The organism is Ectopseudomonas alcaliphila, from assembly GCF_900101755.1.
Taxonomy (GTDB): domain Bacteria; phylum Pseudomonadota; class Gammaproteobacteria; order Pseudomonadales; family Pseudomonadaceae; genus Aquipseudomonas; species Aquipseudomonas alcaliphila.
In genome coordinates this window covers 1,449,417-1,463,404 of the sequence record NZ_FNAE01000001.1, presented here as the reverse complement: position 1 = coordinate 1,463,404, position 13,988 = coordinate 1,449,417, and the positions used below count along the sequence as shown (strand labels likewise).

Here is a 13,988-nt window from a genome sequence, read left to right as displayed (position 1 = left end):
CATCAGCAGCACTCACGAAAACGCCAGCACTGTGCTGGCGTTTTCGTTTCAGAAGCCCTGATCGGCAACCGGTAGGGTGGGTTTCAGCCCACCATTGTCGTCGTGAGGTGCGACAGGCTCAGTCAGCGCTGAAGCGACAGGTCAGGTAGCGATTGCTCGGGCCATAGCGCAGGATCGACCACAAACGCCTGAACAGGTAAAACGGGTGGCTGCGGTAATACGCCAGCACGGCATTGCCGACGCCTTCCGAGCGGTGCTGGCGTACCTCCTTCTTCGCTGACTTCTTGAACAACCCCGAAAACTCCCAGCGCTGGATCTGCTCGAAACGCTCATGCGGGCGTAGCCCGTGGCGGCCGAACAGGCGCGCGAAGCTGGCCGGGCTGAAGTCATGGAGGTGGTGCGGGTTGCCATCGAGCGTTGGTGTGGTCGGCACCGAGGCAATGATACGGCCACCCTGGGCCAACAGTCGTACGAGGTTTTTTGCCAGGCGCAGCGGGTCTGGCAGATGCTCGATGGTTTCCAGGCTGACGATGCTGTCGAAGCCTGCGCTGTCGGTGAAGGTTTCGGCATTGGCGCACTCATAGCGCAGGTTGGGTCGCTGATAATTCGCCTGTGCGTAGGCGATGGCTTCGGGATCGATGTCGATACCGGTGATCTGCTTGTCCGGATGCCGTTCGGCCAGCAATGCACTGCCATAACCGCAGCCACACGCCATGTCGAGCACGCGCGAGCCCGCTAGCGAATCGCTGGCGAATTCGTAGCGCTGCATGTGCAAGTCGAGAGTGGCCAGGTCGGCGGCCAGGCGCTCATCCATCTTCAAGGGATAGATGCGTTCGAGGGTGTGCATGGCGGCCTGTCCTTGGGCTGCGGAAGTGCTCGTAGTCTGTTGCTTCCCGATAGGGGCTGCAAGCATCTCGCTTGGTTTCATGGCGCGACTTGCGAGGTGGTCCCGGGCTTGGCTTGTTTTTATATTGGAACTATAGTGCCAAGACATAAGAACAACAGCGGAGCCCCATCATGCGCCTTGCCGCCCCCTCGTTTATTGCTCTGTCCTTGCTGCTGACTGCATGCGGTGATTCCGAAGCACCTCCTGTCGCCAATCTCGACTTTCAGAAGCAACTGCAGACGCAGTTGATCAAGGCCAAGCCGGGTGAGGTGATCGAGATTCCTGCCGGCACCTGGCAGCTAGACCGCAGCCTGAGCCTCAAGGTCAGTGGTGTGACGTTGCGCGGTGCTGGCATGGATCAGACCATCCTCAACTTCAAGGGCCAGAAGTCCGGTGCCGAAGGGCTGCTGGTGAACGCCTCCGACTTCACCATCGAGGACCTGGCGCTGGAAGACACCAAGGGCGATGCGCTCAAGGTGGTTGGCGGCCAGAACATCATCATCCGCCGCGTACGCACCGAGTGGACCAATGGCCCGGCTACCGAGAATGGCGCCTATGGCATCTATCCGGTACAGACCGAGAATGTGCTGATCGACGGCGTGGTGGCCATCGGTGCCTCGGATGCTGGCATCTATGTGGGCCAGTCGCGCAACGTGGTGGTGCGCAACAGTCGTGCCGAGCGCAACGTCGCGGGCATCGAGATCGAGAACACCATCGGCGCCGACGTCTATGACAACGTCGCCACCGGCAACACCGGTGGCATCCTGGTGTTCAACATGCCCAACCTGCCGCAGCCAGGTCACACCACACGGGTCTACCGCAACAAGGTCGAGGGCAACAACCACAAGAACTTCGGCCACAAGGGCACGCCGGTCGCCAGTGTGCCGGCGGGCTCTGGCGTGCTGGTCAATTCCAACGACAAGGTGGAGATCTTCGATAACGATATTGGCGACCACCGCACCGCCAACGTTATCGTCAGCAGCTACTTCAGCACCGGCTACACCGACCTCTCCACCGAGGCGGACTTCGATGCCTACCCGGAGGCCATTCATATCCATGGCAACCGTTTCGGCCCCGGCGGGGACAGCCCCGACAACCTCGAGCTGAAGGCGCTGAGGCTGGCCAAGTTCGGTCTCAATGGACGCCTGCCGGACATTCTCTGGGATGGCTATGTGAATCCCGAGAAACTGGTCGATGGCAAGCTGCCGGCCGAGCTGGCCATCTGCATCGACAATGGCGATGCCGGCATCGTCAACGTCGATGGGCCGGGCGGCTACAAGAACATCAGCACCGATATAACGCCGCATCGCTGCGAGCTGCCCCGTCTTCCCGCCGTCGAGCTGCGTGCAGCCCTGGCCGAGGCAGGTGAGGACGCATGAGAGCCGGCTGGCTGTTGCTGGCCACCCTGCTGCTCGGCGGCTGCGAGCAGCAACACGCGCCTTTGTATCTGCCCGGCGGCGAGGACTATCCCGACAAGCTCAGCACCTGGGGCGTGCTGCAGCAACAGGGCGGCTACCTGCAGCCTGCTACCGGTGTGCTGCCCTACTACCTCAATACGCCGCTGTTCACCGACTATGCGCACAAGCTGCGTACGATCTGGCTGCCCGAAGGGAGCCAGGCGCGCTATGCCGAAGCGCGTTTCGATTACCCCGTGGGCACCGTGCTGAGCAAAACCTTCTACTACCCGATCGATGCTCAGGGCCGGCTGCTGCGCAGCGAGCAGCAGGGCGCCGAGGCGGTGCAACTGAAGCGCGTGCGGTTGCTCGAGACGCGCATCCTGCTACGTCAGGAGCAGGGCTGGGTCGCGCTGCCTTACATCTGGGACGAGGCGCAACGCGAGGCCACGCTGGACTGGGCAGGCGCCAGCTTCGATCTGCAACTGCATGATGAAACGGGCGAGGCGCTGGCGGTCGACTATCAGGTGCCCGATGCCAACCAGTGCGCGGGGTGTCACGAGGAGCAGGCTGGCAAGGGCGTACAACCCCTGGGGCCGAAGGCGCGCCATCTGAACAAGGATTTCGCCTACGCCGATGGCACGGCCAACCAGTTGTTGTACTGGCAGGGGAGCGGTTTCCTGCAAGGTGTTCCGGCTGACATGGCTAGCGTTCCACGAAATGCCCTGTGGGGCGCGCCGCGTGAAGGGGAGGGGCTGGAACATCAGGCACGCAGTTATCTGGATGCCAACTGCTCGCACTGCCATAACCCTGAAGGGCCGGGGCGTACCTCCGGTTTGTATCTCGACCCAGCCACACCGCTGAGCATCGCCTATGGCCTGTGCAAGCAGCCGGTGGCTGCGGGCAAGGGCTCCGGTGATCGTCTGGTGGACATTCATCCCGGTGCGCCGGAGAAATCGGTGCTGAGCTTTCGCCTGCACAGCACCGATCCCAGCATCATGATGCCCGAGCTGGGGCGGTCCACCTCCCATCACGAAGGGCTGGAGGTGATCGACCGCTGGATCGCCAGTCTCGATGGCGAGTGCTGAAGTCGTGCGTAATTGTCATCAGGGTTGCCGGCGCCTGCTCTATAGTTGTGCGTCCATCTGACCTTGGTGCGGGCGATGCCCCGATAAGGGGCTTGCAGGGCGTGGCACGCTGGGAAATCAGCGGGTTGCCTCTGGCATAAGTCTTGCGCTGCACTGGGTATCGTCCAGGCTAGCAGGAGGCCGCCGTGTCGATTCATGTCGCGCTGCACCATGTCACCCACTACCGCTATGACCGCGCGGTGAACCTCGGGCCACAAGTCGTACGTTTGCGCCCGGCACCGCACAGCCGCACACGCATCCTTTCCTATGCGCTGAAGGTCGAGCCGGGCGAGCACTTCATCAACTGGCAGCAGGATCCGCAGGGCAACTACCTGGCGCGCCTGGTGTTTCCCGAGAAAACGCGCGAGTTCAAGGTCGAGGTGGATCTGGTCGCCGAGATGGCGGTGTTCAACCCCTTCGACTTCTTCCTCGAACCCTATGCCGAGCGCATTCCCTTCGCCTACACCGAGGGTGAGCAGCGCGAGCTGGCGCCCTATCTGGTCAAGCTGCCGGCCACACCGCTGTTCGCCAAGTACCTGGCCGGTATCTCCCGCGAGCCGGTGCCCAGCATCGATTTTCTGGTCGAGCTGAACCAGCGGCTGTCGGCTGACATCCGCTACCTGATCCGCATGGAGCCGGGCGTGCAGACGCCGGAGCAGTCGCTCGAGCTGGCCGCCGGTTCGTGCCGCGATTCGGCCTGGCTGCTGGTGCAACTGCTGCGTCACCTGGGCCTGGCGGCGCGCTTCGTCTCCGGCTACCTGATCCAGCTCACCGCCGACGTCAAAGCCCTCGACGGCCCCTCCGGCACCGACAAGGACTTTACCGACCTGCACGCCTGGTGCGAGGTGTACCTGCCTGGCGCCGGCTGGGTCGGTCTCGACCCGACTTCAGGCCTGTTTGCCGGCGAAGGCCACATTCCTCTGGCGTGCAGCCCGGAGCCATCCTCGGCGGCGCCGATCACCGGCGGGCTGGACGAGTGCGAGGTGGAGTTCGAGCACCTGATGAGCGTCGAGCGCGTGTGGGAGGCGCCACGCGTCACCAAGCCTTACAGCGAGGCGCAGTGGCAGGCGATCCAGGCGCTGGGTCGGCAGATCGACGAGGACCTGCACAAGCACGACGTGCGCCTGACCATGGGCGGTGAACCGACCTTCGTCGCCCTCGATTACCCCGATGACGACGAGTGGAACACCGCCGCGCTCGGGCCGAACAAGCGGCGCCTGGCCGCCGATCTGTTCTATCGCCTGCGCAGTCACTATGCACCCAAGGCGCTGGTGCACTTCGGCCAGGGCAAGTGGTACCCCGGCGAGCAGTTGCCGCGCTGGTCGCTGAACTGCTTCTGGCGCCGCGATGGTGAACCGCTGTGGCATGACCCCAGGCTGCTGGCCGATGAGAAGCGTGGCTATGGCGCTAGCGCCGAAACCGCCGCGCGCTTTCTCGCCACGCTGGCAGCGCATCTGGAAGTGGATGCCAGTAACGTTTTCCCGGCCTACGAGGACTGGTTCTATTACCTGTGGCGCGAGCGCAAGCTGCCGGATAACGTCACCCCGGATGACCCGCGCCTGAGCGACCCGCTGGAGCGTGAGCGCCTGCGCAAGGTGTTCGACCAGGGCCTCGAGAACGTGGTCGGCCATGTGCTGCCATTGGCACGCCAGGTGGTGGGCGAGGGCTGGCAGAGCGGCCGCTGGTTCCTGCGTGACGAGCACTGCCGTCTGCTGCCCGGCGACTCGGCGCTGGGCTATCGCCTGCCGCTGGATTCGCTGCCCTGGGTCAGCCAGGCCGACTACCCCTACGTCAATCCGGTCGACCCCAGCCAGGTGCTGCCGCCGCTGCCCAGCCCGGCGCAGATCCAGCGTCAGCTGCGGGGTGTCTGGCGTGGTGCCAGTGCCGGCCCGCAGAGCGCACGCCCGGCCAGCGGGCAATCGGCTGCCGGTATCGTGCGCACCGCGCTGTGCGCCGAGCCGCGCGAGGGCCGTCTGTACCTGTTCATGCCGCCGCTGAGCCATCTCGAAGACTATCTGCAGCTGGTCGCAGCCATCGAGGCAGTGGCGGCCGAGCTCAAGTGTCCGGTGTTGCTGGAGGGCTACGAGCCGCCGCTCGACCCGCGCCTGCAGTACTTCCGCGTCACCCCCGATCCGGGCGTGATCGAGGTGAACATCCATCCTGCGGCCAACTGGGATGAGCTTGTCGAGCGCTGCGAGTTTCTCTACGAGGCAGCGCGCCAGTCGCGGCTGTCCAGCGAGAAGTTCATGATCGACGGGCGTCACACCGGCACCGGCGGCGGCAACCACTTCGTCCTCGGCGGCGCGACGCCGGGGGATTCGCCTTTCCTGCGCCGCCCGGACCTGCTGCGCAGCCTGATCAGCTACTGGCACAACCACCCGTCGCTGTCCTACCTGTTCAGTGGCCTGTTCATCGGCCCGACATCGCAGGCGCCGCGTGTGGATGAGGCGCGCAACGATGCCTTATATGAGCTGGAGATCGCCTTTGCGCAGATGCCCGAGCCGGGGCGCGACTGCGCACCCTGGCTGGTCGATCGTCTGCTGCGTAACCTGCTGGTGGACGTCACCGGCAACACCCACCGCGCCGAGTTCTGCATCGACAAACTGTACTCGCCGGACTCGGCCACTGGTCGCCTCGGCCTGCTCGAGCTGCGCGCCTTCGAGATGCCGCCGCACGCGCAGATGAGCCTGGCCCAACAGCTGCTGCTGCGCGCGCTGATCGCCCGTTTCTGGCAGGAGCCCTATCGCCCGGCGAAACTGGTGCGCTGGGGCACCGAGTTGCACGACCGCTATTTGCTGCCGCACTTCGTCGAGCAGGATTTCGCCGATGTGCTGCAGGAACTGGGCAGCTTCGGCTATCGCCTGCGCAGCGAATGGTTCGCGCCGCATTTGGAGTTCCGTTTCCCCAAGGCCGGTGATTTCGCCGTCAAGGGCATCGACCTGGAACTGCGCCAGGCTCTGGAACCCTGGCACGTACTGGGCGAGGAGGGCGCCACTGGCGGCACCGTACGTTACGTCGACTCGTCGCTGGAGCGCATGCAGGTGAGGGTGGCCGGCATGGCACCGGATCGCTATGTGCTGACCTGCAACGGTGTGCCGGTGCCGCTGCGACCGACTGGCAAGGTCGGCGAGTTCGTCGGTGGCGTGCGCTTTCGCGCCTGGCAGCCGGCCAGTTGCCTGCAGCCGACCATCGGTGTGCATGCGCCGCTGGTGTTCGATCTGGTCGATACCTGGATGCAGCGCTCACTGGGCGGTTGCCAGTACCATGTCGCGCATCCGGGTGGACGCAACTACGACAGCCTGCCGGTCAACGCCTACGAGGCCGAGAGCCGGCGCCTGGCGCGGTTCTTCCGTCTGGGCCACAGTCCAGGCAAGCGCCCTGTCATGCAGCCGATAGATAATAATGAACTGCCGATGACCCTGGATCTGCGTCGCGTCTGACGTCGATTCCATCTGTGGGAGGGGCTTTAGCCGCGAACTGTCGCCGCTGAAGCGCCTCCCACGGATGCGGCATCAACCTGCATCACGCCGCACCGCCTTGCCACTGCCGAGCCTGCCATGCACGACCTGCTAGCCGATTACCCGCCCCTTGCCGGGGCCTACCACGAACTGCTCGACGCCAAGGGCAACGTGCGCCCGCACTGGCGGCGGCTGTACGAGCAACTGGCGCGCAGCCGCCCGGAGCATCTGGCGCAGCGTGAGGCCATGCTGGCGCGGCAGATCCAGGAAAATGGCGTTACCTACAACGTCTACGCCGACCCTGATGGCGCCGATCGGCCATGGGAACTGGATCTGCTGCCCAACCTGATTCCGGCTGACGAGTGGCAGCAGATCGCCGCCGGTGTGGCGCAGCGCGCGACTCTGCTCAACCGCGTGCTGGCCGACCTCTATGGCCCGCAAAAGTTGATCGCCGAGGGGCTGCTGCCCACCGAGCTGGTGTTCGGTCACAACAACTTCCTCTGGCCTTGCCAGGGCATGCAGGCGCCGGGCGGCACCTGGCTGCACCTGTATGCGGTGGATCTGACCCGCGCGCCGGACGGGCGCTGGTGGGTCACCGCCGACCGCACCCAGGCACCCTCCGGGGCCGGCTACGCGCTGGAGAACCGGCAGATCGTCTCGCGCGCCTTCCCCGAGTTGTACCGCGACCTGCGCGTGCAATACCTGGCCAGTTTCTTCCGCACCCTGCAGGACACCCTGGCGCGCCAGGCGCCGAGTGGCGGCGAGACCCCGCTGGTGGTGTTGCTGACGCCGGGGCGCTTCAACGAAAGCTATTTCGAGCACCTGTACCTGGCGCGCCAGCTCGGTTACCCGCTGGTCGAGGGCAGCGACCTGACCGTGCGCGATGCCACCCTCTACCTCAAGACCCTGGCCGGCCTGCGCCGCGTGCACGCGGTGCTGCGCCGCCTCGATGACGACTACTGCGACCCTCTGGAGCTGCGCACCGACTCCGCCCTCGGCGTGCCCGGGCTGCTCGAAGCGGTACGCCGTGGCCGCGTGCTGGTGGCCAATGCCCTGGGTAGCGGCGTGCTGGAGTCGCCCGGCCTGCCGGGCTTTCTACCGGCGATCAGTGAGCATCTGCTCGGCGAGGAACTCTTGCTGCCGTCCATCGCCAGTTGGTGGTGCGGTGAGCCACCGGTGCTGGACGAGGCACTGGAGAAACTCGACCAGTTACTGGTGCGTCCGGCCTTTCCCTCGCAGAGCTTCGCCCCGGTGTTCGGCCGCGATCTGGATGACGCTCAGCGTGTCAGCCTGGCCGAGCGACTGCGGGCACGTCCTTATGCTTACGTCGCCCAGGCGCGCGCCAAACTGTCGCAGGCGCCGGTGTGGGATGGCAGTGGCCTGCAGCCGCGGGCCATCGGCATGCGTGTGTTCGCCGTGGCCAGCGCCGAGGGTTATCGGGTGATGCCTGGCGGCCTGACCCGCGTGGCCGCCGAGGCCGATGCCGAGGTGGTGTCCATGCAGCGCGGCGGGGCGAGCAAGGACACCTGGGTGCTCGGTACGCGGCAGAGCGCGGGCGAGCCCTGGCAGACGCAACGCACTCTCGGTACCGCCGATCTGGTGCGCAGCGACCCCTTCCTGCCTTCACGCGTGGTGGAGAACCTGTACTGGTTCGGTCGTTACGCTGAACGCTGCGAGGATAGCGCGCGCCTGCTGCGCATCATGCTGGCGCGCTACGTCGATGACGACGACGACCCGCAGGCGCTGCAGAGCGCGCTGGCGCTGGCGCAGGAGTTGGGCCTGCTGGCAGATCCCGAGGAGGGTGAGCTGGCGGAGCGTCTGCTGCAGGCACTACTTGGCAGCGACTGGCCGGCCAGTCTGCGCTCCAATCTGCAACGCCTGCAGTGGGCCGCTGGCAGCGTGCGTGGCAAGCTCTCTCAAGCCAACTGGCAGGCCCTGGTGGAGCTGCAGCGCGAGGCGCAACTGCTGGAAGGCCAGCCGGCCGATTTCGGCGAGTTACTGGATTTTCTCAACCGCCTGCTGATGTCGCTGGCGGCGCTGTCCGGTTTTGCCCTCGACGACATGACCCGCGACGACGGCTGGCGCTTCCTCATGCTCGGTCGCTACATCGAGCGCCTGCAGTTTCTCTGCGACAGTTTCGCCGGCTTTCTGCGCAGCGGCTCGGCCACCGACCAGTCGGCGCTGGAGTGGCTGCTGGAGCTGGGCAACAGCAGCATCACCTACCGCACCCGCTACCTGGCTTCGGCGCAGTTGATCCCGGTGCTCGACCTGCTGCTGCTCGATGAGCAGAACCCGCATGCCGTGATCTTCCAGATGCGTACCCTGCTGCGTTCTCTCGAAGGGCTTCACGAGCGCTTCGAGCTGCCGGCCGAGCGCTACCTGGTCTATCTGGAGCAGCAATTGAGCGCCTTCAACCTCGCCAGCCTGGAAAATCCGTTGTTCGGCCCCGGCAGCACCCGCGCGGTGCTCGAAGGCCTGGCCGATCTGCTGGTGGCCATCAGCGAGGCCGCCGGCGCGGTTTCCGATCACCTTGGGCTGCGCTTCTTCGCCCATGTCGATGTCAGCCAGCGGACACAATCCTCATGAGCGGCGCGTTGTATCAGGTGCTTCACGACACCCATTACCGTTACTCGGCGCCGGTTTCCCTGGCGCAGCAGCTGGCCCACCTGTGGCCGCGAGACTGCCCCTGGCAGCGCTGCCATGAACAGGCGCTGCGCATCGACCCGCAGCCCTGCCAGCGTCGCGACGGTCTGGACGTGTTCGGCAATCCACTGACCCGTCTGGTGTTCGAGCGCCCGCATGAGGCGCTGGTCGTCAGCGCACGGCTGCGCGTTGAGGTGCTGGCGCGTGCGCCGCTGGAGCTGGACGACTCGCCAAACTGGGAGGCCGCGTGTGCTGCGCTCAGCTACAGCGGCAAGCGCATGGAACCGACGCTGCTGGAGGCGGCGCGCTACCGTTTCGAATCTCCCTACGTGCGTCTCAAGCAGGTGTTCGCCGATTACGCCGACGATTGCTTCACGCCGGGGCGTCCGCTGCTGCAGGCGTGCCAGGCGCTGATGCAGAAGATCTTCGACGAGTTCAGTTTCGATGCCGGCGCCACCCAGGTGGCAACGCCGCTGCTGCAGGTACTGGAGGAAAAACGCGGGGTCTGCCAGGACTTCGCCCACCTGATGCTTGCCTGTCTGCGCTCGCGTGGTCTGGCGGCGCGCTACGTCAGTGGCTACCTGCTGACCCAGCCACCGCCCGGCCAGCCGCGGCTGATCGGCGCCGACGCTTCGCATGCCTGGGTGTCGCTGTATTGCCCGCGTCAGGGCTGGGTGGATTTCGACCCGACCAACAACGTGCGCCCGGCGCTGGAGCACATCACCCTGGCCTGGGGCCGGGATTTCTCCGATGTGTCGCCGTTGCGTGGGGTCATCCTGGGGGGCGGCAGCCACGACCCGGAAGTACAGGTCACGGTACTGCCGTTGGGGTGAGATTCGTGGGAGGGTGCGACAGGCGCATCTCCCACGGTTTGTGACGGCCTCAGTCGACCAGGGTCAGGCTGCCTTTCATCAGCGAGTAATGGCCGGGGAACGAGCAGAAGAAGCTGTAATCCTCGCCTGCCGCCAGCTTGCTCACGTCGAAGGTCACCGACGTGCTTTCGCCGCCACCGATCAGGTCGGTGTGGGCGATCACGCGTTCGTCGCCAGCCTTGACGTAACTGGCGTCCGGACCGGCAGGAATGCCGTCGGTGGCCACGCCGGGCATGTCGGCGGTCTTGCTCAGCACCCAGTTATGGCCCATCGCAGTCTTGGGCAGCGAGCCCGTGTGCTTGAGATTGACGGTGAAGCTCTTGCAGCTCTTGCTGACGGAGATGGCCTGGGTGTTGAAGGTCATCTGGTCGGTCGATTCGACATCCACCGCGCATTCGGCAGCGAGTAGCGGTGTGCTGGCCAGCCCGAGCAGCGCCAGCAGGGCAACGTTACGCAACATCTTGATTCCTCCAGTTTCTGATATCCCGGTCAGGTCCCAAGAGACTCGCACAGCTGCCTGCGCTTATGGATGCGACCGAACGCCACGCCTGGTTATCCAGAAAAGCTGTGGATAATTCTGTGGGGAAGCTCTGCAATGCCATCTCGAGGCCTGTTCTCTTGGGCTTTCTGGGTAACTGATCAGCTTTTGCCCAGGCCGCCCGCCCGTCACTGAAAAATGCTTTGTAATGAATTGCTTGAGCGAGAGCTCAAGGCTTTGCCGGGTGTGTGCAAAGCCGCTTGGCGGTTATCCACGAAAGACGTGGAGCAAGCTGTGGATAAGCTTGGGGAAAGCCGGCCTCGACTGCGCCCGGCAAGGGGCGCAGACGGCTGACGAAAAAATGAGCGTTCCTAACGGGGTTGGGGTGTGCGCAGCGCCTGCCACAGGCGTGTGGCGAGGCTGACCACAGGCACGCTGAGCAAGCCGGCGACGACGCCCAGCAGGGCATTGAGCAGGGTGGGGACCAGCGTCGAAAGCAGGTGGCCGGCATCGCGCGCGACCCATTCGGCGGCGTGATGCACGGCGCTTTCCACAGGCGGTAAGCCATGGCTGAGAATACCGCCGCCGACCATGAACATCGCCGCCGTGCCAATCACCGACAGCGCTTTCATCAACCAGGGCGCCAGGCGCAGGATGCCGCGACCGCAGGCCTGGGCGAAGACGCTGGCGCGCTGGCTGAGGTAGAGCCCGGCGTCGTCCAGCTTGACGATGCCGGCCACCAGGCCATAGACGCCGATGGTCATCAGCAGGGCGATGCCGCTGAGCACCAGCACCTGATTGAGAAAACTGGCGGTGGCGACGGTGCCCAGGGTGATGGCGATGATCTCGGCCGACAGCACGAAGTCGGTACGCACCGCGCCACGAATCTTGTCGCGCTCGAATGCCACCAGGTCCAGTTGCGGATCTGCGATGGCCTCCAGGTGCGCCTGTTGTTCGTCACCCTCGTGCGGGTGCAGCAGCTTGTGCAGCAGCTTTTCGGCGCCTTCGTAGCAGAGAAACAGACCGCCGAGCATCAGCAGCGGCACCACCAGCCAGGGCGCCACGGCGCTGATCAGCAGCGCGGCCGGCACCAGGATCGCCTTGTTGAGCAGCGAGCCCTTGGCCACCGCCCAGACCACCGGCAGCTCGCGATCTGCCCTGACTCCGGTGACCTGCTGGGCATTGAGCGCGAGGTCGTCGCCCAGCACGCCGGCGGTCTTGCGCGCGGCGATCTTGGTCATGGTGGCGACGTCATCGAGTACCGTGCTGATATCGTCGATCAGGGCGAGCAGACTGCTTGCGGCCATGTTGCGGCTTCCGTGGGAGAGAGGCCGCAGAGCGTAGCATTGTGTCAGAACCTGTTCACGATCTGCTGCGCGTCGGCCTTACTGCGTTAAAAACAGGCTCGGAATGCTCATTTACAGCTCGTAAACTCCGCTTCCTCGCCTGTTTTTGCCTTGTATGGCTCTAGCTCGCGAGATCGTGAACAGGTTCTTACATGTCTGCGTACAGGCTCAGACGGGCGAGCGATCCACCCATTTCGGCGCCACGCTGGCGCGCCATTCGCTCAGCGCGTCGAGCAGGTTCTGTGGGGTGTCGGCAATTTGCAGCATCTCGCGGTGCTGCGGGCGAACGAAGCGTTCGGCGACCAGATGATCGAGAAAGTCGCCGAGCTTGCTGTAGAAACCGTTCACTTCCAGCAGACCCAGCGGCTTGGCGTGGTAGCCGAGTTGGCCCCAGGTCCACACCTCGAACAGCTCTTCCAGGGTGCCGAGGCCACCGGGCAGGGCGATGAAGGCGTCGGCCAGCTCGGCCATGCGCGCCTTGCGTGCATGCATGCCGTCCACCACTTCCAGGCAGGTCAGGTTGCGGTGGCCGATCTCGGCGCGTTCCAGGCTCTGCGGGATAATGCCGATGACTTCGCCACCGGCGTTCAGCGCCGCATCGGCGACCACGCCCATCAGGCCGACGGCGCCGCCACCGTAGATAAGGCGAATGCCGCGCTGGGCCAGGTGCTGGCCAAGCGCTTCGGCCGCCTCGCGGTAGATGGGACTGGCGCCGGGGCTGGCACCACAGAAGACGCAGACGCTACGCAGGGACATGGACGGACTCCTTGGCTGAATGCGCCAAGGGTAACCAGCCGCTGCGCAACCACCAAGTGTCAGTGCCGCGTATCAATGCCGCAGGTGGCGCAGGCGTAGCTGGCGAGCAGTTGCTTGAGCAGGTCGTTGAGGTACATGGCGCGGCTTCCTGACGCAGGGACATGTGGTTCAGGCTAGTCCCGTTGCTGGCGCCGCGCCGTTAGATTGTTTCGATGATGGCGATAGCCGCAGCGCGATCAGACCAGCTCCATCGCACTCATCCCGGCCAGACCCAGCAGCACCACGCCGCAGGCTGCGTACGTCAGGCGATGCCAGAGCAGCGACGCAGCGCGGCGAAACCAGTCCACCAGACCGGCGCAGATGAAGCACCAGAGCAGCGACGAAACCATGAAACCGGCGAAGAACACCGCCAGGTGCGTCGGCGTTGGCTGGGCGACGCCGATGGCCGCCATCGCCCCGCCCATGGCGGCCCAGTAGACGACGTTCTGTGGGTTGGTCAGTGACAGCGCCGCGCCGGCGGCGAAGGCGCCACCAGCGGCGACCTGGCCATCGTCGCTGGGTTGCGGCGGGCGATGGGCGTCGCGCAGTGACTGATAACCGAGCCAGGCCAGATAGAGCGCGCTGGCCAGCGTCAGTGGATAGCGAATCTGCGCGCTGTCGAGCAGCAGCGCCAGGCCGGTCAGGCCGAGGGCGGCCCAGGTGGCGTCGCCCACCAGCGAACCGATCTGTACCAGCAAGGCGGGTTTGTAGCCGTCACGCAGGCCACGGCGCAGGGTTTCGCTGAACACGGCACCGGGGGCTGCATTGAACACGAAGCCAAGCAGCATGGCGGCGAGGAAGAAGCTGAACATGAAGCGTCCTTACTAGGCAGAGAAACGAAGGTCACTCGTCCAAGCAGACAACATGCCAGGCAGCGAAAATAAAGTTTTCCACGCAGGCTGTGGGAATAGTTGTGGATAAGCTGGTGGTGTCTGGCTGCGGCGCCTGAATAACGTCGTTTTCAGCCTGCTGGTGAAGATTTGAGCAGT

At 65.0% G+C, this 13,988-nt stretch carries 10 protein-coding genes; 5 read left to right on the top strand and 5 right to left on the bottom strand.

Features of this window, described 5'->3' with window-relative positions:
* Nucleotides 1-118 precede the first annotated feature (118 nt).
* On the bottom strand, nucleotides 119-847 hold the full coding sequence (locus BLR77_RS06955) for a class I SAM-dependent methyltransferase (RefSeq protein ID WP_074676223.1): 729 nt from the start codon (nucleotides 845-847) through the stop codon (nucleotides 119-121).
* A gap of 170 nt (nucleotides 848-1,017) precedes the next feature.
* Between BLR77_RS06955 and BLR77_RS06950 the strand changes: the two genes are divergently transcribed.
* From BLR77_RS06950 to BLR77_RS06930, 5 genes are all read left to right on the top strand, one after another.
* Entirely contained in the window at nucleotides 1,018-2,265 is a 1,248-nt protein-coding gene (locus BLR77_RS06950; protein ID WP_074676221.1) for a parallel beta-helix domain-containing protein, read from the top strand.
* Nucleotides 2,262-3,368 carry an SO2930 family diheme c-type cytochrome gene (locus tag BLR77_RS06945; RefSeq protein ID WP_074676219.1) on the top strand — a complete coding sequence of 369 codons (1,107 nt, stop codon included), beginning with the start codon at nucleotides 2,262-2,264 and terminating at the stop codon, nucleotides 3,366-3,368. Before BLR77_RS06950 ends, BLR77_RS06945 begins: the two co-directional genes overlap by 4 nt.
* Nucleotides 3,369-3,553: 185 nt before the next feature.
* Nucleotides 3,554-6,847 carry a transglutaminase family protein gene (locus BLR77_RS06940; RefSeq protein WP_074676217.1) on the top strand — a complete coding sequence of 1,098 codons (3,294 nt, stop codon included), beginning with the start codon at nucleotides 3,554-3,556 and terminating at the stop codon, nucleotides 6,845-6,847.
* A gap of 117 nt (nucleotides 6,848-6,964) precedes the next feature.
* Nucleotides 6,965-9,451: a circularly permuted type 2 ATP-grasp protein gene (locus tag BLR77_RS06935; protein WP_074676215.1), complete on the top strand. Its 2,487-nt coding sequence runs from the start codon at nucleotides 6,965-6,967 to the stop codon at nucleotides 9,449-9,451.
* Complete coding sequence (locus BLR77_RS06930) at nucleotides 9,448-10,341, top strand: transglutaminase family protein (RefSeq protein WP_074676213.1); 894 nt, start codon at nucleotides 9,448-9,450, stop codon at nucleotides 10,339-10,341. Before BLR77_RS06935 ends, BLR77_RS06930 begins: the two co-directional genes overlap by 4 nt.
* A 49-nt stretch (nucleotides 10,342-10,390) precedes the next feature.
* Here the strand turns inward: BLR77_RS06930 and azu are convergent, their stop codons facing one another.
* The 4 genes from azu to BLR77_RS06910 form a co-directional block, all read right to left on the bottom strand.
* Nucleotides 10,391-10,840 carry an azurin gene (gene azu, locus BLR77_RS06925; RefSeq protein WP_074676211.1) on the bottom strand — a complete coding sequence of 150 codons (450 nt, stop codon included), beginning with the start codon at nucleotides 10,838-10,840 and terminating at the stop codon, nucleotides 10,391-10,393.
* Nucleotides 10,841-11,229: 389 nt separating this feature from the next.
* Complete coding sequence (locus tag BLR77_RS06920; RefSeq protein WP_074676209.1) at nucleotides 11,230-12,165, bottom strand: DUF808 domain-containing protein; 936 nt, start codon at nucleotides 12,163-12,165, stop codon at nucleotides 11,230-11,232.
* 207 nt (nucleotides 12,166-12,372) lie between these two features.
* Nucleotides 12,373-12,960 (bottom strand): LOG family protein, encoded by a 588-nt coding sequence (locus tag BLR77_RS06915; RefSeq protein ID WP_074676207.1) that lies wholly within the window; start codon nucleotides 12,958-12,960, stop codon nucleotides 12,373-12,375.
* A gap of 236 nt (nucleotides 12,961-13,196) precedes the next feature.
* A complete protein-coding gene (locus BLR77_RS06910) occupies nucleotides 13,197-13,811 on the bottom strand; it encodes a LysE family transporter (RefSeq protein ID WP_074676206.1) in 615 nt (204 codons plus the stop codon).
* Between the last annotated feature and the right edge of the window lie 177 nt (nucleotides 13,812-13,988).

Excerpts from the sequence above, each read along its gene's own strand:
- BLR77_RS06955 (WP_074676223.1), bottom strand. The coding sequence starts at position 847 with ATGCACACCCTCGAACGCATCTATCCCTTGAAGATGGATGAGCGCCTG.
- BLR77_RS06950 (WP_074676221.1), top strand. The coding sequence starts at position 1,018 with ATGCGCCTTGCCGCCCCCTCGTTTATTGCTCTGTCCTTGCTGCTGACT.
- BLR77_RS06945 (WP_074676219.1), top strand. The coding sequence starts at position 2,262 with ATGAGAGCCGGCTGGCTGTTGCTGGCCACCCTGCTGCTCGGCGGCTGC.
- BLR77_RS06935 (WP_074676215.1), top strand. The coding sequence starts at position 6,965 with ATGCACGACCTGCTAGCCGATTACCCGCCCCTTGCCGGGGCCTACCAC.
- BLR77_RS06930 (WP_074676213.1), top strand. The coding sequence starts at position 9,448 with ATGAGCGGCGCGTTGTATCAGGTGCTTCACGACACCCATTACCGTTAC.
- azu (WP_074676211.1), bottom strand. The coding sequence starts at position 10,840 with ATGTTGCGTAACGTTGCCCTGCTGGCGCTGCTCGGGCTGGCCAGCACA.
- BLR77_RS06920 (WP_074676209.1), bottom strand. The coding sequence starts at position 12,165 with ATGGCCGCAAGCAGTCTGCTCGCCCTGATCGACGATATCAGCACGGTA.
- BLR77_RS06915 (WP_074676207.1), bottom strand. The coding sequence starts at position 12,960 with ATGTCCCTGCGTAGCGTCTGCGTCTTCTGTGGTGCCAGCCCCGGCGCC.
- BLR77_RS06910 (WP_074676206.1), bottom strand. The coding sequence starts at position 13,811 with ATGTTCAGCTTCTTCCTCGCCGCCATGCTGCTTGGCTTCGTGTTCAAT.